The 16,433-nt window shown below is 42.1% G+C and carries 21 protein-coding genes and 1 riboswitch; of the genes, 9 read left to right on the top strand and 12 right to left on the bottom strand.

The window, feature by feature from the left end:
- Positions 1 to 277 precede the first annotated feature (277 nt).
- Positions 278 to 694 (bottom strand): DapH/DapD/GlmU-related protein, encoded by a 417-nt coding sequence (locus tag JNUCC1_RS12585; RefSeq protein WP_269448174.1) that lies wholly within the window; start codon positions 692 to 694, stop codon positions 278 to 280.
- 384 nt (positions 695 to 1,078) lie between these two features.
- Here JNUCC1_RS12585 and JNUCC1_RS12580 point away from each other — a divergent pair, with 384 nt between their 5' ends.
- The 3 genes from JNUCC1_RS12580 to JNUCC1_RS12570 all read left to right on the top strand — a co-directional run bounded on the left by JNUCC1_RS12580 (position 1,079) and on the right by JNUCC1_RS12570 (position 3,086).
- Complete coding sequence (locus JNUCC1_RS12580; RefSeq protein ID WP_231784211.1) at positions 1,079 to 1,870, top strand: hypothetical protein; 792 nt, start codon at positions 1,079 to 1,081, stop codon at positions 1,868 to 1,870.
- Between the two features lie 14 nt (positions 1,871 to 1,884).
- Positions 1,885 to 2,643, top strand: a complete 759-nt coding sequence (locus tag JNUCC1_RS12575) for a type II toxin-antitoxin system SpoIISA family toxin (RefSeq protein ID WP_156645806.1) — start codon at positions 1,885 to 1,887, stop codon at positions 2,641 to 2,643.
- 263 nt (positions 2,644 to 2,906) lie between these two features.
- A complete protein-coding gene (locus JNUCC1_RS12570; RefSeq protein WP_156645805.1) occupies positions 2,907 to 3,086 on the top strand; it encodes a hypothetical protein in 180 nt (59 codons plus the stop codon).
- Between the two features lie 86 nt (positions 3,087 to 3,172).
- Here JNUCC1_RS12570 and JNUCC1_RS12565 read toward each other — a convergent pair whose 3' ends face one another.
- The 4 genes from JNUCC1_RS12565 to JNUCC1_RS12550 all read right to left on the bottom strand — a co-directional run bounded on the left by JNUCC1_RS12565 (position 3,173) and on the right by JNUCC1_RS12550 (position 6,079).
- A complete protein-coding gene (locus tag JNUCC1_RS12565; RefSeq protein ID WP_156645804.1) occupies positions 3,173 to 4,075 on the bottom strand; it encodes a DUF2268 domain-containing protein in 903 nt (300 codons plus the stop codon).
- Between the two features lie 66 nt (positions 4,076 to 4,141).
- Entirely contained in the window at positions 4,142 to 4,924 is a 783-nt protein-coding gene (locus JNUCC1_RS12560) for an alpha/beta fold hydrolase (protein ID WP_156645803.1), read from the bottom strand.
- A 40-nt stretch (positions 4,925 to 4,964) separates the two neighbouring features.
- A complete protein-coding gene (locus JNUCC1_RS12555; RefSeq protein WP_156645802.1) occupies positions 4,965 to 5,420 on the bottom strand; it encodes a VanZ family protein in 456 nt (151 codons plus the stop codon).
- Between the two features lie 209 nt (positions 5,421 to 5,629).
- A complete protein-coding gene (locus JNUCC1_RS12550) occupies positions 5,630 to 6,079 on the bottom strand; it encodes a MarR family winged helix-turn-helix transcriptional regulator (RefSeq protein ID WP_156645801.1) in 450 nt (149 codons plus the stop codon).
- A 267-nt stretch (positions 6,080 to 6,346) separates the two neighbouring features.
- Here JNUCC1_RS12550 and JNUCC1_RS12545 point away from each other — a divergent pair, with 267 nt between their 5' ends.
- Positions 6,347 to 8,017 carry an alpha-keto acid decarboxylase family protein gene (locus tag JNUCC1_RS12545; protein ID WP_156645800.1) on the top strand — a complete coding sequence of 557 codons (1,671 nt, stop codon included), beginning with the start codon at positions 6,347 to 6,349 and terminating at the stop codon, positions 8,015 to 8,017.
- A 59-nt stretch (positions 8,018 to 8,076) separates the two neighbouring features.
- Here the strand turns inward: JNUCC1_RS12545 and JNUCC1_RS18300 are convergent, their stop codons facing one another.
- From JNUCC1_RS18300 to JNUCC1_RS19070, 3 genes are all read right to left on the bottom strand, one after another.
- Entirely contained in the window at positions 8,077 to 8,388 is a 312-nt protein-coding gene (locus tag JNUCC1_RS18300; RefSeq protein WP_197431735.1) for a hypothetical protein, read from the bottom strand.
- A gap of 86 nt (positions 8,389 to 8,474) precedes the next feature.
- Positions 8,475 to 8,885, bottom strand: coding sequence for an RDD family protein (locus JNUCC1_RS12540; protein ID WP_156645799.1), 411 nt, complete (start codon positions 8,883 to 8,885; stop codon positions 8,475 to 8,477).
- 54 nt (positions 8,886 to 8,939) lie between these two features.
- Complete coding sequence (locus tag JNUCC1_RS19070; protein ID WP_269448173.1) at positions 8,940 to 9,074, bottom strand: hypothetical protein; 135 nt, start codon at positions 9,072 to 9,074, stop codon at positions 8,940 to 8,942.
- A gap of 35 nt (positions 9,075 to 9,109) precedes the next feature.
- Here JNUCC1_RS19070 and JNUCC1_RS12535 point away from each other — a divergent pair, with 35 nt between their 5' ends.
- Positions 9,110 to 9,364, top strand: a complete 255-nt coding sequence (locus tag JNUCC1_RS12535) for a hypothetical protein (protein WP_156645798.1) — start codon at positions 9,110 to 9,112, stop codon at positions 9,362 to 9,364.
- Here the strand turns inward: JNUCC1_RS12535 and JNUCC1_RS12530 are convergent, their stop codons facing one another.
- The 3 genes from JNUCC1_RS12530 to JNUCC1_RS12520 form a co-directional block, all read right to left on the bottom strand.
- Positions 9,365 to 9,598: a hypothetical protein gene (locus JNUCC1_RS12530; RefSeq protein WP_156645797.1), complete on the bottom strand. Its 234-nt coding sequence runs from the start codon at positions 9,596 to 9,598 to the stop codon at positions 9,365 to 9,367.
- A 228-nt stretch (positions 9,599 to 9,826) separates the two neighbouring features.
- Complete coding sequence (locus JNUCC1_RS12525; protein WP_197431734.1) at positions 9,827 to 10,162, bottom strand: DUF3221 domain-containing protein; 336 nt, start codon at positions 10,160 to 10,162, stop codon at positions 9,827 to 9,829.
- A 563-nt stretch (positions 10,163 to 10,725) separates the two neighbouring features.
- Positions 10,726 to 10,977 carry a hypothetical protein gene (locus JNUCC1_RS12520; RefSeq protein WP_156645795.1) on the bottom strand — a complete coding sequence of 84 codons (252 nt, stop codon included), beginning with the start codon at positions 10,975 to 10,977 and terminating at the stop codon, positions 10,726 to 10,728.
- Between the two features lie 207 nt (positions 10,978 to 11,184).
- Positions 11,185 to 11,294: riboswitch (TPP riboswitch) on the top strand.
- Positions 11,295 to 11,511: 217 nt separating this feature from the next.
- Between JNUCC1_RS12520 and JNUCC1_RS12515 the strand changes: the two genes are divergently transcribed.
- The 4 genes from JNUCC1_RS12515 to JNUCC1_RS12500 all read left to right on the top strand — a co-directional run bounded on the left by JNUCC1_RS12515 (position 11,512) and on the right by JNUCC1_RS12500 (position 14,768).
- A complete protein-coding gene (locus tag JNUCC1_RS12515; protein ID WP_442915475.1) occupies positions 11,512 to 12,531 on the top strand; it encodes an ABC transporter substrate-binding protein in 1,020 nt (339 codons plus the stop codon).
- Between the two features lie 86 nt (positions 12,532 to 12,617).
- Positions 12,618 to 13,385: an ABC transporter permease gene (locus JNUCC1_RS12510; protein WP_156645794.1), complete on the top strand. Its 768-nt coding sequence runs from the start codon at positions 12,618 to 12,620 to the stop codon at positions 13,383 to 13,385.
- Complete coding sequence (locus JNUCC1_RS12505; protein ID WP_156645793.1) at positions 13,386 to 14,111, top strand: ABC transporter ATP-binding protein; 726 nt, start codon at positions 13,386 to 13,388, stop codon at positions 14,109 to 14,111. It begins immediately after the preceding gene.
- A gap of 57 nt (positions 14,112 to 14,168) precedes the next feature.
- Complete coding sequence (locus JNUCC1_RS12500; protein WP_156645792.1) at positions 14,169 to 14,768, top strand: YkoF family thiamine/hydroxymethylpyrimidine-binding protein; 600 nt, start codon at positions 14,169 to 14,171, stop codon at positions 14,766 to 14,768.
- A 607-nt stretch (positions 14,769 to 15,375) separates the two neighbouring features.
- On the opposite strand, the gene argF is transcribed toward JNUCC1_RS12500, so the two are convergent.
- Positions 15,376 to 16,395, bottom strand: coding sequence for an ornithine carbamoyltransferase (gene argF, locus JNUCC1_RS12495; protein WP_231784209.1), 1,020 nt, complete (start codon positions 16,393 to 16,395; stop codon positions 15,376 to 15,378).
- Between the last annotated feature and the right edge of the window lie 38 nt (positions 16,396 to 16,433).

Here is a 16,433-nt window from a genome sequence, read left to right as displayed (position 1 = left end):
AATAGAGGCTCGTACCATCCACATGGTAAAAGCCCCTAAAAAAATATAGACCTTTACCACATAGGCAAAGGTCTTGCTAACAACACGTCCGAGTTGCCAGAGAAGCCGAGAATGTGAGCCACATTCTGAATTGACGACTTAACTGTAAAAGCTACTCCCCTTTGAAATTATATTAATAGTAAACCATTTCACATACTAAAAGTCAATCTTTTTTCCAGAGCAGCGGCTGCATTTATCGGCCGCATCCCGCGAGGTAGCTGAAAACAGCTCATCTTTATCACAGCGTTTTAACCCGTTTCGCCGGCACACCTGCCACAACAGTATTCGCTGCGACATCTCCCGTCACGACCGCGCCAGCTGCGACCACAGCGTTCTCACCGATCGTAACACCGGGCAGTATGGTCACATTCGCTCCAATCCAGACATTTTTCTCGACGTAAACAGGTGAGGCAATTGTTGTGTCCCTTTCGTCCGGGGCCAACCCGTGATTCAATGTGGCAATCGTGACGTTCATTCCAATCAGCACATTGTCAGCTATATGTATACCGCCTCTATCCTGAAACGTACACCCCATATTGAAAAACACATTTTTCCCGATCGTTATATTTTTCCCAAAGTTGCTGTAAAAAGGCGGGTAACAAACAAAGCTCGGATCCACGCGCCGGCCCGTCAGCTGACTGAAGATCATTCTCATTAAATTATAACCGAGGGGGCAAAAAAACAACATAAATCTATAATTCAATATATATGCGAATTTATCAGCTAACTCCATGCTGATTGTAATCTGAATTCTGTACGGAGGAAAACGTGCAACTCCTACCTGTACATTTCACTTCAACACAGCGCACTTTAGAGCTTATGTTATACGCTTTTAAAATCTTTAAATAAAACTTCCATTTCTGACAAGTCATGCTATAATTATGTTAACCTTTCCCCCGCTCCCCTCAAGCAAACGCATCTCATTATTAAATCTAATAGAAAGTAGATGACACTTATGAAAAATCACTATTTTGATCCCCGTGGAATTGTTCCATCCTCCGAAAGTACTTCTCAAGGCCACACCGAAGTAACCTTTCGAATGCAAACTTTTTCCCATCCCGATGAACATAAAGCAATGATGGAAAAGCTAAAGATTAGTTCTAAATTTGATATGCGCTACAGAGGTTTACTCGAGTTTTACAGTGATGATTTAGTTGCTTATAAATTAAAAAAGGGTTCCGGAAAACATACAAACGAATTTCTTCGTATTTTTTCCTACTACTTAACCGATACATTGGAAGACCATTGCCCCTCCTCGTGGCAAGAATGTCAATCATCTTTTTGGGAGAAATTTATTTTTGTCCATTATCCCCACGACCATATGACAATATCCAAAAAACAAAGAGACTCCGAGATATTTCTGCTGCAGCTCAGACGATTCGTTAAGTGGCTGGATCAGCGTACTGGAACATCATGGCTTAAAGTGGTTGAGCAGTATGAGGCACAAGCCAAGTCAGAACTTCTCCATTGTGAAAAACTGTTAAACCATCTTTTCCAGCAAGCATTCCCAGGTATTCATCAGAATGACTGGGACTTCGAAAAGATTTTAACCTCAAATACCACAAACCACAACCACTATGCGAATAACATTCAGAGCATTTTCCAAGTTAAAGAAGTATACGATGATGTTGTCACCATAAATGATATCGATTCCGACAGAGTCTATCAAATTGTAGGGATGCCTTGCAAGCTGGTCAAACCTGGCCTTCTTATTGAAGGTTGTATAGGTATGAAAAAGGATGCTTTCTTTTGGGAGTTATGGGTGACCAGTGGCGTCTACCCTGCGAGGGCAAGGGATTATTTTGTTTTTGTTGACACTAAAAGGCAATAAAAAGGGGAGAAGATATGGCACCATATATTATTGCAGGTTTGTGGTTTTTATTTGTTTTCCTGGTCATTTACACGATTTTAGCGTGGAAAAAGGAGCATTTGGTTGAAAATACAGACGTAATCAGGAGGACTTGGTATTTGATTTTTATTTTGGGTTGTTTGGTTTACCTAACCAACCATCCTTATAGCCTCTTTGAAAAATGGACAAGCTATCTGATTGTGTTAGTAGCTTTTGTGATCGTTGACTCGTTATTATTTCTCAATCTTTATATCTCAAAAATTGGTGGTCACGAAATGAGAATGAGGGAAAAACAAGTCTCTGAAACAGAGGAACTGTGGAACATTACAAACAGAAAGGTCGACAATATGGAGTTTGTCTTGAACGCATTCGAGTATCCAAGTTATACTAGAAGTAAGGATGAATATGTTCATGAATTAGAGAACTCCATGAATGCGTATGCAGGAAAGGAATTCCTAAACGTTGATGTCTTGCCTTATAGAACTTCAGAAGAACGAGCTGCGGTTTTGAAGGGTGACACCAAGGGAAAAATAAAAAGACAACTGGAACTCAGAAAAGCGTATTATTCGTCAAAAGACAAGTACATGCTAATGCCTTTGCAGATATTAGATGAGGAATATGTTGCAAAAGTGACGAGTATCAGTGATGAAGTTAATATCCACGATGTCGATACCAATATTTTGAATATGATGCTGATGGTCTTTACTTTAGCTGTAGACAACAATATACATGACAAAGGTGGTGACGAGTGTTGAAGAAGATTCTAGCTGAGCGAGAGAAAGGAAAAGGAGTTAACAGATCAATGAACACGCAACCGCCAAGAAGAAGCCTTAATATTCCCCTAGCTGAAGCAGGCGAGAGTCATCACAGCCGGAAAATCAGGGAAGCAAACCGAAGAATTTTGGGGATTAGAAGATCTCATAAAAAGCATACCGTAAAAAATTAAAGCACTCTAGTTGAGTGCTTTTTTCATGATTATATTTCTTTGGCATATCCTAATGCAAGAGAGGTGATGATTGTGAATCAAAAACTTACACTCAAAAGAAGAAGTTTGAACATCCCCTTGGCTAGAGGAACATTGTCTCCAGTCGAGAAAGAAGTTAAGAGAAAAAACGAGCTCATAACCAAGTCATTTAAACGTACGACGGATAAATCATTTGGCGTATGCATTTGGTTCGGTCGAAATGATTCACGTTAACAAACACTGGGACTCCTTTGCCGCTTACAGTTCCAAAAAGGAAGCACTAGATCCGCATTCACCTGAGTTCCTTGCGCCGCTAAATTCTAAGTAAACAACCCACAGCCATGAATGATTTCTTCAGCCGGCATTAATGTCGCTTCGTAAATCGTCTGATCATGTTTTTCCATATAAGCCTGAACAGCCTTATACCCGACTGCATAGCCCGCACAAAACGGGAGCCCAACAGGCTGGTACCCCTCTTGCGCGGCAATTTTATCACCAAACATATAGCTGCTCACTTCAGCGAATCCTTTAATATCAAGGGCTTCACCAATAACCTCAGTTGAATATTCCAGTTCCTCTTGATCCATGCTTGTCACCCAAGGCCCCAGTTGCTCTGTTCCGTACAATTCCTTAGCAAAAGACTCGGCCAGACCCTCTATGACCAGATAATCTCCTACCGTCACATTCCCATGATCCCAGTCAAAATAAGAAAAACGGATATTGTGGTGAAACTCATGAGCGATGACCGCCGGGATCTTCGGCAAGTTGTAATCGTTTGGATAGATGTTCACAGTTATATAGCCCGGTATGCCGCCAAATCCCGTATACCCTTTTTGCAGCGTCAGTTTTTCAGGATCAGACACATACAATCCCATTTTTACTTCATCTGCATTTATCTTCAGTCCCTTATCGGAAGCCTTTACGATACAGTTTTCAAGCGTCCGCTCAGCAACTGCATAGGCGTCATAATCTCTTAGAATAGTTAATGCTTTTCTAATCGTTTGATCATCACCGACATCTGCAAAACCAAGCATCTTGGCAGCCATGATAACATCATAGCCATTTTGCTGCTTTGCTTTTAGGGGCACATTGATCAAGTTCCACATGTGCCTAAAGGGCTCCATCATTTCATATCGAAAATAATCTCGTCGCCGATCTAAATCCTGAATCTCAAGCAATTCATCATACTGCCTGAACGTGTCTACAACTTTGAATGTATCCATTTGACCATCCCCTAAAAAATTATCACTTGGTTATGATCATAAAGTATGACGTAACGTTAGACTCAACTATAAAGTGGTTTTTGTCGAGTCAAATGAGACTTCACCAGCCTCTATCCATTCTTCAATCATCTGATTAAACAACTCCGGTACTGCCAATGGTGCCCCGTGACCAATTCCAGCAATCATTACACCAGTGCAATTTTGATTATGGTGCACCAACTCAAGTGCTGACTTTTTCATCATGCCTTTTTCTTTCTCACCAACAGTCACCAATATATTCGCACGTGCTTTAGCGAAGTCAGCAGGTAATTCAAAAGACATATTTTCTCTTAATATCCGAACCAGCGTATGGCGTTCCATCTGACTGCTTTCACGGTAATACCTCTCAAAGTAGTCCGCACTGATCAAAAGTGTCTTCGCCTGCAGCTTTGAAAAAGTCCTGTTTCGAATCATTGGAAATGTTAGACGAATTATAGGGTCAACCATTGCCACGCCGAGTCTGCTCGGTTTCACCAGCGCACTGTTTATCATGGCGTGATCAACTAAATCCGGTTTAACACTTAACATTTGAACAAGAACTTGCGCGCCTAACGAAAAACCAATAACAGTGACACGCTTCCCGTTAGCAATCTCTTCAATCAGCTCAATGATCTTATTTGCACTGGATTCAATTGAAAATGGCCCTTCATGTGCGTTCAGTCCTTGCTCGGGTAAGTCAATCGTCACACAATGGTATCCAGTTAAATACTGGACTTGTTTATCCCACATCCAGCTGTTCACCCCTCCACCATGTAAAAACACGATGAGTGAAGCCTCCGTATCCCCGTATTCTTGATAATACAAAGTCATTCCATTCCCCTCTTTTCAAAAGAGCTGTGATCTGCATGAGTTATCCTTTTCTCATCACCATTTTCCAAATTCCAAAGCCTATTAAAGCCCCAGCCATATTAAGAATAAAATCATCTATGTCAAAACTTCCTCTTCTTGTGACGATCTGTACCGCTTCAATCAAAAATAACATGACAATCATTGAAACGATAAACATGCCCGCTCTCCCCATCTTTTTAATATAAAAAGGCAGATAGATTCCCATGGGCAAAAACAGCAATACGTTACCTAGCAGGTTTTTTAAGGGTATATCGGCATTCATGCTGCCGTTAATGAGTACCTGTACATATGCATTGATCGTTTTAAACGGAACAAGATTGGATGAAGACATTATATATTCCAGTAACGAAAGGTCTGAAAATCTATAACCCCGGCCACCGATAAACAACAGGATTACCAGTGCAAATATATAAGATATGAAACTGATACCGACAACGACTCTTATGTACTTTTTCATTCTTTCTCCCCCCATTCCATTTTCAAAAACAGGTGGGCAGTTCCCCCCCTGGTTATATTCAACGCGTTTAGGAATCAGCTTTTCACCATAAGCAGTCGTCTTTATCGGGGAGATCAGATTCGCACATCTGCAAATCAGGCATCAATCTTCCCTGAAACATATGCCTTCAAAAATGGGTTCCTGCTTGTCAACACGGCCCCAGTCTTCAGCTATTCTTCATGACCTTCATGGTCCATGTCCATGATGTGCCTCATAACCGCTTTCCAAGTTTCCTCACTCTCTGGGCCCATCTCCTCAAAAATGGCATTCATTTTACCGCGTTGAACATTGCTTAATTGCATCTCAAGTTTTTGACCTTTTTCAGTTAGTTGCAGCTCCCGGACACGGCGATCATATTCAGCCGGTTCACTGTTGATATACCCCATTTCGATGAGCTGACGCATGGGCGCATGTAAAGCTTGTTTGGAGACTTCCAACGTTTTCAAAAGCTCGTGAACACGAATATTCGGTGTTCGGGCCACAAAAAATAATATCCGGTGATGGAGACGGTGAATACCATGTTGTTCGAGTATACGATCGGGTTCTTTTGTAAATGTACGGTAGGCAAAGTAAAACAGCATAAGTGTCTCATTTAATTGTTCTTCACGTTTTTTGTCCATTGCGTTTAAACCCCCTTCTTAAAGAATATCAAATGATCCGCATTTTGGGTATCAGCATGATGTTGCCTGCAATAAAATATCAGTCAATGTGGTTGACCTATAAAAGTTCAGATGTTATTCTAAAAAGGTCAATACAGTTGACCTTTAGTTTTGACATGCATCTATACATACATCCCATTTTTGCCCAGAAGTTTCACCTGCCAGGGGATAGAAAATGTATATATGTTAAATCTAACATGATAAAAATACGAATTTGAGGTGTCAATCATGAAATATGAGTATACTGTTGGAAAGTACTTATTAGACCGTTTATCAGAACTCGGTATCCGCCATATGTTCGGCGTGCCGGGAGATTATAACTTAGCTTTCTTGGATGATGTAATCGATCATGAAGGCATGGAATGGGTTGGAAATCGGAATGAATTAAACGCCGCTTATGCTGCCGATGGCTATGCCCGCATTAACGGGTTTGCTGCTTTAAGCACAACATTTGGTGTTGGTGAATTGAGCGCAATCAACGGCATTGCCGGTTCCTATGCGGAGCATGTGCCTGTCGTGAAGATTTCAGGCGCACCGACAACAAAAGTGATGGACAATGGTTTGTATGTCCACCATACATTGGGCGACGGCAAGTTTGACCACTTTTCCAGAATGTTTCAAGAGGTGACTGTGGCCCAAACCTTATTAACACAAGAAAACGCCGCACAAGAAATTGACCGGGTACTGCTTGCTTGTATGACAGAAAAACGCCCTGTGCATATCACCTTACCGATTGATGTCTATAATAAACCTGCCAACAAGCCGGAAAGTCCTTTACATGAGGAAGTCGCTACCAGCAATCACGAAGCTTTAAACCAGATGCTGGCGGAACTTACACCTATGATTAACAATGCAAATCAGCCTGTCATCTTAGCCGGTTACGAGGTAAACCGTTATGACAACCGGAAAGAATTGCTGGAATTCGCGAATAAAACAGGGATTCCTGTAACCATATTGAGTGGTGGAAAAGGCGCTTTTAACGAAGAGCACCCACAATTTATTGGGGTCTACAACGGGGAACTGAGTGCGCCTTACTTACAGCAGCGCGTGGATGACGCGGATTGCATTCTGCAAATTGGTGCCAAACCGACCGATTCAACGACAGGCGGCTTTTCTTATGACTTCACAGGAAAAAACGTGATACAGATGACTCCTTTTTCTGTGAAGACTTCAGACAAAAAATATGCACCAGTTACTATGAAAGATGCACTTTCAGCACTAAGCGATAAAATTACGCCAAAAAATGCTGAGGAGCTTAATATTACGCCGCTGAAGGCACAAATCAATCAGACGCCATATGAGGCAAAAGAAGAAAACATTGAGCAAAACCGTTTCTTCGAGCGCTTGTCTTACTTTATGAAAGAAAGCGATATTCTGCTGGCGGAACAGGGGACGTCTTACTATGGTGCTGCGACGATGCCAATACCGAAAGATACCATGTTTATCGGACAGCCTTTGTGGGGATCGATCGGCTTTACCTTCCCGGCTTTACTGGGATCACAGCTTGCCGATATGAGCCGGCGGAACATTCTTCTTATCGGAGATGGCTCATTTCAACTGACAGCACAAGAACTTTCAACCATGCTCTCACAGAAAATCAAACCGATTATTTTCTTGATCAATAATGACGGCTACACGGTCGAGCGCGCGATTCACGGAGAAAATCAGCCTTATAATGATATTCCGATGTGGGATTACAAGAAGCTGCCTGAGGTTTTCAGCCCCCAAGGGAAAAGCCTAACGTTTAAAGTCAAAACGGAAACCGAACTCGAGGAAGCCTTAACAGCAGCGGAAAACAATCATGAGAGCCTGACGTTTATTGAAGTTGTGATGCATCGTGATGATAAGCCCGACCTGCTGGCACAACTGTCAAAACGGTTCGCAAATCAAAACGCGTAGGAATGTTTACAGCTTAAACAGAAGTTAACGGATAAGAGAGAGCGGTTGTGAATACATGTTTATTTCACGACCTCCTTCTCCGTTTTCCTTCGCTTATTTGGACGCTTTCTAATACGGTGGATTACAAAATACATGATCATCACATTGAAAAGAAAAAAGAGCGGATTAATGGACAACCCAGCGTTACCCGCAAAAAAATTATTGCCTAACCATACGCTCCCCGCTTCGGTCTGATACACCGTTATATACCAAAACGGAAAACCGAATTCATACCGGACCAGCCCATCGGTAAAAATAATGCCGGGAATGAGAAACGAAAGAAAAAAACAGACAAGCAAACTTAGCACAATATCATTTTGATCTGGTTTCAAGTGGATGCACACTCCTTTGCCTGACTTTAAAATGTTGAAGATTATATCGCCATTTCAGCACAAGCTCATTATCCTTGGGCACAATCTTAATCGGGTTCATCATAAGTCACATAGGTCCCAGCGATAAAATCGTGAATCGAACGTTTATCTTCTCTAAGACCAACCATGAGAACGCTTACGATCACACCAATACCCAATGTTAGAACATAAACGAAACCACCTACAACTTCACGCAAAAACATAGTTCCAAAACCCACTTCATCACCATCTTCACGAACAATACGAATCTCTGTCCCTTTTTTTCCAACCGTATATCCACACCAAAAAATAGGTAGCAGCACAAAATATAACGAACTTATTGCATCCACGAAAAAGCCTTCAACAAGAAATTCTTTAAACAAAAGAAAACCCACGATTCCCAATGCAAGGAATAAAAATATTTGGTCTATAATAATCGCACCTAACCTTATCCAAAATCCAGCTGGGTTACTGACCATACCAATCCCCTTTAAATTTAGCTGGCGTATTCAGCTAATGGGTTAAAATATTTTTTATTCAACCTGTTTTTTTAATGCCTCAACATCTTTTCTAAGCTTCTCGTTTTCTTTTTTAACTTTATTCACATCATTAATGGTAAATAACAAGCTCGCCAATGTTAAATAGACTAAAATTGTCGTGAATGACATGTGAAAGTCCTCCTTTTTGGAACGAATTGTGTTATATGATGGAACTGCCTGAAATGATTACTTTTCCGATCAGGAGCAAATACATCTATCAAACGAAGAGTGTCTTCTATCCGAGCAAGACCCCTGTCTATCCAACGAAGATTCTAGTCTATCAAAGGAAGAACAAGCTCTATCAAACGAAGAACGCGTTCTATCCAAGCAAGAACACCTTCTATCCAACGAAAAGCGCGTTCTATCCAAGCAACCCGGTCCTGTTCAAAAAACTGCCCGATCACAGCGGCTGTCTTTAATTACTTCCCGTCCGGACCAAATATTTTTATCCGCCCATTAACCTTCAAAATCACAATCAAAATCAAAGAGAACAAGTTGAAAACAAAAAGCACCCAATTATAAACACCTGCAGAGCCCTCTAAAAGATAAGTGCCATACCTTAGCGTATTAATTCCTAAAACAATTAATAACAAGGCAAAGATATTAGTACTTATATGCGTCACATTGCTTTTTGATGCTTTAAATTTATTCATTTTATCCCCCTTCGTAAACCCAATAATTTTGCCACCCCATTAAATAGACCGCTTACAAAACATCATTCAATTCGTCTGTTCGACCAACTTATGAGCCACATACCCCGCTAATGGAACTGCTTCCAGGAAATATAAGGCTAAAGCTAAAAAATCAAAATATCCGCTGCTTCTTTTGAACTAACATAGTTTTAACATAATTTACCATACAAAAAACCATCTCATAACGCTTTACTCATTCAATGAAATTTTTCGAGCATCGCCTTGTCCGGGAAATGATTCTGCTATCCCGCCTTTAATCCAGACGATAACTTCATCACCAGCTGCAAATTGGTTGGCATCTTCATACGTGAAATCAACTAAATCAATAGCTCCTCCTGTGTCACGTACTTCCTGTTTCACCGCTTCGAATATATCCCCATCTGAAGCTGATTCACGCTTCAATTCCTTGTACCGATCTGTAGAAAGATTCCCAGCTACCAAAACTGAGTTCTGATCTGCCTCTATCACAATACCTTCCGTGTGGGGTTCACCACATCCTGTGAGCGAAACACTAAATAACATCATTATTAGCAACGATACAAGGAGCTTTCTCATAAAACACCTCTTTATAATAAATCATCAGTTACTCACGTATCTGGCTGGTTTGAAAATTTCAATTCCTGTTATATCATACGATTCACCATAGCTTTCGTTGTCAAAATTAACAAATCCTTATCCATGGTATTTCTCCCAACCGCCCCTCCCGTTCCCAAAAAAGCATGAGAATCGTCCCCGCGTTTTACGGCGCTTGGCGTTTTCTCGTTTATTTTTGATAAAATAAAAAGGATGCGGTTTGCATCCAGTTATTATGGATTATTTATGCTGGCTAGAATGCCTGAAGTACTCTATATAACACACGTTCTGTTTTTCTGAGAATGAATAATAGACAACAATCTTATCAATAATGATTTTGTAACTGCCTTTCCATTCCTTTTCTTCTACTAAAGTACTTACACCAAGTAAAGTGATTTTTTCCTGAATATTTCTGGCAAGCGTTTTTTATATTCTGCAGTCTCAGTCTGGGTATAATGTTGGCTGCGTATATTTCGAAAAGCCTCTAATGCTTGGTCAGTCCATTCCAACCTCATTTAAAGTTCTCCCTGATTAATCATTTCAACTACTTCCTCTGTTGTGTAGGTATTACTATGCAAAATATCCATTTTGGCTTGAAGCAATTTTTCTTTTAATTCTGGGTCAGCTTCTACATCTTCTGTAACCGTGGATTCCGGCTTTTCAATTAAAGAAAGGTAATATTTCTTACCTTCAATTTCAACAACTGGGTCACCGTCAGAGATGATTTCCTTCATTACTTTTGCCATTTGACCTTCAATCTTCCTCATTCTGAACGCCTCCTCGAGGAAATATTCAAATGAATCTTATGCTTATTATACTACATATGATGTGAAATATTGATGTTGCAAGGGATGTATTTAAGAAGAAACACATGTCTGATTCCGCCGCTCCCACGCCCTCCACTTCAAAAATTTGCAACTTAACCGTACATATGACATACTTGCGTTTGTAATGCATTACACAAAAAACTACATACTTTTATGTGGGGGTGCTAGTCATGCTAGCTGAGACCGTATTCTTGAAATACGGACCCTTTGAACCTGATCTGGTTGGCACCAGCGTAGGGAACATTTCATTTTGTCATTTATATTTGCATAAATGAGATACCTGTGCGCTAAAGGTCCTTAACCTTAGCGCATTTTTTATTGTTCATATTTCATGGCGGACTAAAAGATAGAATGAAACCGAATCAGTAGGAGAGCTCTCTCCTTTACAGGAATAGATACCACGCCACTCTACATTCCCGGCGCCATGCTGCTGATCATTTAAAGGACACCTTCATGTAAAAGTTTACTGGAGGAATGACGTTGAAGAACCTGTTTAGGGTCGTACTAATTGGATTGTTCATTTTCATGGCTGGCTGTGGTCAAAACACCGGTCAGGCAGAAAATACAGGAAACGATGGCACGGATAATTCTGATTTAACACCGGTTAAATTTGCGCTGGATTGGACACCGAATACCAATCACACTGGCATATATGTTGCAAAGGAAAAAGGATATTTTGAAGAACAAGGTCTGGATGTTGAGATCCTCCTCCCTGGAGAAGCAGGTGTGAACCAATTGCTGGCGGCGGAGAAAGCTGACTTTGGGATCAGCTATCAGGAAGGGTTGACTCAGGCGCGCTCAGAAGGGCTTCCGGTGGTGTCAATCACTGCCGTGTTACAACACAATACAGCTGGTTATGCATCACCTGCAGACAAAGACATTACTTCACCTGAAGACTTTGAAGGTAAAAAGTTTGGTGCAAATGGATCTGACCTTGAAAAAGCAATGATGACAGCTTTGATGAAGAATGACAATGCCGATGTGGAAGAGGTCGATTACATCACAACTGGCGACTCCGACTTTTTCGTAGCGGTTGAACGGGATGTGGATTTCTCACTCGTTTATTACGGCTGGACGGGCATTGAAGCAGAGCTCAGAGGTGTCGATTTGAACATGGTCTACCTTGCTGATTACTCCGATAAGCTTGATTTTTATACACCGATAATTGCGACGAACGAAGAGATGATTGCTTCTGACCCTGAAACGGTCAAAGCCTTTACACATGCGGCCGTAAAAGGTTATGAATTTGCGATTGACAATCCAGAAGAAGCGGCCGAGATCTTAATTGATCGTGTGCCGGATCTTGATCCCGAACTTGTGAAGCACAGTCAAGAGTGGTTATCACCTAGGTACAAAGATGATGCCGAACGGTTTGGGATACAAGAACAGGACAGATGGCAGAAGTTTGCTGACTTTCTATTAGACAATGACATTATTGATGAGCCTGTTGATGTGGAGCAGGCATTCACGAATGAATTTTTACCAGAAAAATAGATTTATAGAACAACATGCAGGAGTGATGATATGTCAAAGTTAAGCGCAGCCCGCGTTCTTTCGCAAAAGTTAACGGAGAGATCCCGATGACGACAAATTGGCTGGGAAAAGTATGGCGGCCGCTTATAGCGATTCTCCTATTCATTGGGTTATGGGAAGCAGCAACGCGCTTGTTTGCAATTGAGAAATGGCTGCTTCCGGCGCCATCTGATATTGTGATGGAAGCTAAAAGTGTTATACCTGTATTCATGCCGCACGTAGGGTCCACAGTCCAATTATCTGTGGCAGGTTTCCTGATCGGCACAACAGTTGGTTTAGGGGTTGCGACCGTATTGCATTTGATGCCCAGGGTGCGGGAGACATTCTTTCCGTTTATCATTTTATCTCAGAATATGCCCATTATTGTACTTGCACCATTACTCGTCATCTGGTTTGGATTTAATCCATTGCCAAAGCTGATCATCATTACATTGGCATGCTTTTTTCCGATTGCCGTATCTGCATTGGGCGGGTTTACCCAAACCAATCGTGAGCTGGTCCATTATATGAAAATGATGGGCGCCAATAAAGCTCAGTTGTTTTGGAAATTGGAACTGCCGCATGCCATTCCAGCCATATTTTCCGGACTTAAAATCGCAGGCACATATAGTGTCATGGCGGCGGTTGTATCGGAATGGCTCGGCGCCCAGAAAGGCATCGGTGTGTTTATGACACTCGCAGCCTCTTCTTTCCGGACATCTCGCGTGTTTGTGGCCATTATCGTGGCGATGATTATCAGCTTGGCCTTCTTTGGACTTATTTTATTGCTGGAGAAGTTTTTCATCCGGTGGCAGCAGAAGGGAGAAAATGCATAAATGCTTGAGTTACGTCATGTGAGTAAGTCATTTGGAGATAAGCAGGTGTTGCATGATATTTCGCTGCATGTGGCGGATGGGGAGTTCGTATCGTTAATTGGGCCATCTGGAAGTGGTAAAAGTACGCTGTTCAGTCTGATTGGCGGGCTCTTAACACCAGATTCCGGCGATGTTTATTTGAACGGTGACCAAATTACAAATAAAAGCGGTTTTATCAGTTATATGCCGCAGCAGGCTTCCCTCTTCCCATGGCGCACAATTTTAGACAATGTATTACTGGGACAAGAATTACAAGGAAAAAAAGACCCAGACCGTGCCGCTGCCATGTTAGAAAGAGCAGGACTTGGCGATGTCATTCATGCCTATCCGCACGAATTATCCGGCGGCATGAAGCAGCGCGTCGCCTTCATCCGTGCCTTGTTAAGCCCCCAATCTCTCATGTGTCTAGACGAACCTTTTTCGGCACTTGATGAGTTCACGCGGACAGACATGCAAAAATGGCTGTTGTCCATTTGGGGAGAATATGATCAATCGATTTTGTTCATTACCCATAGTATCGACGAGGCATTGTTTCTATCAGACAAAATCATCATATTATCCGTCAATCCCGCGGAAATTAAAGACATTGTAAAAGTACCGTTTGCAAGACCGAGAGATGAAGAGCTCTTGCTTTCCGAAGAATTTCTTCAATGGAAAAGGAAAATTATTCAGACGATCCACAGTTAGACGGCGTTCCGCTTTCCCGTCTAACTGGTGAAAAAATAATGTTTAGGAGGAATTGTTATGACAGATCAAAATTGTGGTGTGAGTAACATTGTAGGTGCGAGTTTTTCCATTCATCCGATGAGTGATGATTTTGTTGACATTATAATGGGGGCATTGAAAGAAGTGGACACTTCCAAAGTCTGGCTCGAAACAGATGATGTCTCGACAACCGTTCGCGGAAAATCAGTTCACATTTTCGATGTAACCAAGGCTTTATTCATGCATGCTGCAAAGACCGGGAAACATGTTGCATTCCAAGCGACCTATTCGGTCGGGTGTCCGGGAGATTCTGAAGGAGACGTTTATCTTGAAGTGGATGAGGTCCCATTAAATGAAGAAAAGGTCAGGGACTGGAAACAATACGTCGCAGCTAAGTTTTCCCTCTACCCTCTCGGTGGTGGCAATTACATGGATGCCATTTACCAGCAAATTGAAGCCATGAAAGAGTATGTCACCGTGTCCCATGCCCACTACGCCACGAAATTAGAAGGTGACGCTTCCCAGGTGTTTGCCGGTTTGGAAAACGTATTTAACGCAACAGTTGAAGGTGGTTCAAGTCATACCGTGATGACCGTATCCATTTCAGCCAACAGCCCATCGCATAAGGACAGTAACTAAAACATGCGGGGACGGCCTTCATGCTTCCAAGACTCTAAAAGGAAGCATGGGAGCCGTCCCCATATTTTTGATAAGAGGGCAAGTTCGTCTGTCAAAGGAAAAATGTTTTCGATCCAAGTAAGAACGGCTCGTATCAGACGAAGAATGCGTTTTATCAAACGAACAGACCATTCTATCAGAGCAAGCACAGCATCTATCCAAGGAGGAACGCATTCTATCAAACGAAGAACGACTTCTATCCAACGAAGAGCACGTGTTAGTTGTTGCGTACTATTAAAAGGATGCATGACCCGTAATTTCAAAAAGAGGTTGAGACAAAAGTAATATACATAAATAAAAAACCCGAACAATTCTATCTTATTACAGGTAATTGTTCGAGTTATTATGATTTAGCGGAGGGAAAACACGGAGACTCCAGTGGGAGGAAAAGCCTCGATGAGACCCCGGAGCGCGGTAGCGCGAGGAGGCTCAGCAGCGCCCACGGAAAGCGTAGTGTTTTCCCGGAGCGGGGCCCAAAGCTCTAAGCTATTATTTGTGTTTTCACCATTAAAATTGTTTTGTCCCAACCTCTTTTACTATTTAACATTATTAACTGCTTGAGTACCACTTAGCCGCCAGAAAAATCTCCGTTTGTAGCAGCCATGAGCGCCTTGATCGTATGTAATCGATTCTCCGCCTGGTCAAACACAACAGAATGGGAACTGTGGAACACGTCATCCGTGACTTCCATTTCGGTCAATCCATATTTTTCATAGACAATTTTTCCGACTTCCGTTTCGAGGTCGTGGTGAGCAGGGAGACAGTGCAGAAACAGCACATCCTGATTTCCGGTCGCATCCAGCATAGCCCAATTCACTTGGTAAGGTCTTAATAAATTAATGCGTTCTTCCAGCTGTTCTTCTTCCCCCATCGATACCCATACATCGGTATAAATGACATCAACACCTTTTACAGCGCTAGCAACATCTGCTGTAACCATGACACGCCCGCCGGATTCATCCGCGATACGGTTTGCGTAGGCCAAAATTTCTTCATCCGGCTGAAGCGGGCCAGGCGCACAAATCCGGATGTCCATCCCCAATTTGGCACAGCCGATTAACAGACTTGTAGCCATGTTATTCCGCCCATCTCCAACGTAAACAAGACGACGGGTTTTTAAGTGTCCGATATTCTCCTCGATGGTGAGAAAGTCAGCCAACACCTGGGTCGGATGGTAGATGTCTGTCAAGCCATTCCAGACTGGAACATTGGCATTGGCGGCTAGAGTTTCGATCGTCCGGTGCTCAAAGCCGCGATACTGGATGCCGTCAAAAATCCTTCCCAGAACAGTTGCCGTATCTCGTACAGACTCCTTTTTGCCGAATTGAATATCCCCTTTTCCCAAATGCTCGGGATGTGCGCCCAGGTCCACACAAGCTGCCGTGAATGCAGAACGCGTACGTGTCGAGGGTTTGTCAAACAGCAACGCAATATTTTGTCCTTCCAGATAACGGTGTGGTTTCCCTGCTTTTTTCATATCCTTTAGGGCTTTAGCGAAATCAACCAGTTCACAAATTTCCTCCTGGGAAAAATCCTTCAATGTTAAAAAACTTCTTCCATATAGAGCTGCCATGTTTTTCACCGTCATTTCTTCAACCCTCCACTTATAAAAAAACATCCCTTTTT

Origin of the sequence: Lentibacillus sp. JNUCC-1, from assembly GCF_009741735.1 — a bacterium.
Lineage (GTDB): Bacteria > Bacillota > Bacilli > Bacillales > Amphibacillaceae > Lentibacillus_B.
The sequence above is the reverse complement of the archived record's forward strand: the minus strand, read 5'-3'. Positions and strand labels throughout refer to the sequence as shown.

What these genes read in the sequence shown, in the direction of transcription:
- JNUCC1_RS12585 (WP_269448174.1), bottom strand. Translation starts at nt 694, where the DNA reads ATGAGAATGATCTTCAGTCAGCTGACGGGCCGGCGCGTGGATCCGAGC.
- JNUCC1_RS12580 (WP_231784211.1), top strand. Translation starts at nt 1,079, where the DNA reads ATGCAAACTTTTTCCCATCCCGATGAACATAAAGCAATGATGGAAAAG.
- JNUCC1_RS12575 (WP_156645806.1), top strand. Translation starts at nt 1,885, where the DNA reads ATGGCACCATATATTATTGCAGGTTTGTGGTTTTTATTTGTTTTCCTG.
- JNUCC1_RS12565 (WP_156645804.1), bottom strand. Translation starts at nt 4,075, where the DNA reads ATGGATACATTCAAAGTTGTAGACACGTTCAGGCAGTATGATGAATTG.
- JNUCC1_RS12560 (WP_156645803.1), bottom strand. Translation starts at nt 4,924, where the DNA reads ATGACTTTGTATTATCAAGAATACGGGGATACGGAGGCTTCACTCATC.
- JNUCC1_RS12555 (WP_156645802.1), bottom strand. Translation starts at nt 5,420, where the DNA reads ATGAAAAAGTACATAAGAGTCGTTGTCGGTATCAGTTTCATATCTTAT.
- JNUCC1_RS12550 (WP_156645801.1), bottom strand. Translation starts at nt 6,079, where the DNA reads ATGGACAAAAAACGTGAAGAACAATTAAATGAGACACTTATGCTGTTT.
- JNUCC1_RS12545 (WP_156645800.1), top strand. Translation starts at nt 6,347, where the DNA reads ATGAAATATGAGTATACTGTTGGAAAGTACTTATTAGACCGTTTATCA.
- JNUCC1_RS12540 (WP_156645799.1), bottom strand. Translation starts at nt 8,885, where the DNA reads ATGGTCAGTAACCCAGCTGGATTTTGGATAAGGTTAGGTGCGATTATT.
- JNUCC1_RS19070 (WP_269448173.1), bottom strand. Translation starts at nt 9,074, where the DNA reads ATGTCATTCACGACAATTTTAGTCTATTTAACATTGGCGAGCTTGTTA.
- JNUCC1_RS12535 (WP_156645798.1), top strand. Translation starts at nt 9,110, where the DNA reads ATGATGGAACTGCCTGAAATGATTACTTTTCCGATCAGGAGCAAATAC.
- JNUCC1_RS12530 (WP_156645797.1), bottom strand. Translation starts at nt 9,598, where the DNA reads ATGAATAAATTTAAAGCATCAAAAAGCAATGTGACGCATATAAGTACT.
- JNUCC1_RS12525 (WP_197431734.1), bottom strand. Translation starts at nt 10,162, where the DNA reads ATGATGTTATTTAGTGTTTCGCTCACAGGATGTGGTGAACCCCACACG.
- JNUCC1_RS12520 (WP_156645795.1), bottom strand. Translation starts at nt 10,977, where the DNA reads ATGAGGAAGATTGAAGGTCAAATGGCAAAAGTAATGAAGGAAATCATC.
- JNUCC1_RS12515 (WP_442915475.1), top strand. Translation starts at nt 11,512, where the DNA reads ATGACGTTGAAGAACCTGTTTAGGGTCGTACTAATTGGATTGTTCATT.
- JNUCC1_RS12510 (WP_156645794.1), top strand. Translation starts at nt 12,618, where the DNA reads ATGACGACAAATTGGCTGGGAAAAGTATGGCGGCCGCTTATAGCGATT.
- JNUCC1_RS12505 (WP_156645793.1), top strand. Translation starts at nt 13,386, where the DNA reads ATGCTTGAGTTACGTCATGTGAGTAAGTCATTTGGAGATAAGCAGGTG.
- JNUCC1_RS12500 (WP_156645792.1), top strand. Translation starts at nt 14,169, where the DNA reads ATGACAGATCAAAATTGTGGTGTGAGTAACATTGTAGGTGCGAGTTTT.
- argF (WP_231784209.1), bottom strand. Translation starts at nt 16,395, where the DNA reads ATGACGGTGAAAAACATGGCAGCTCTATATGGAAGAAGTTTTTTAACA.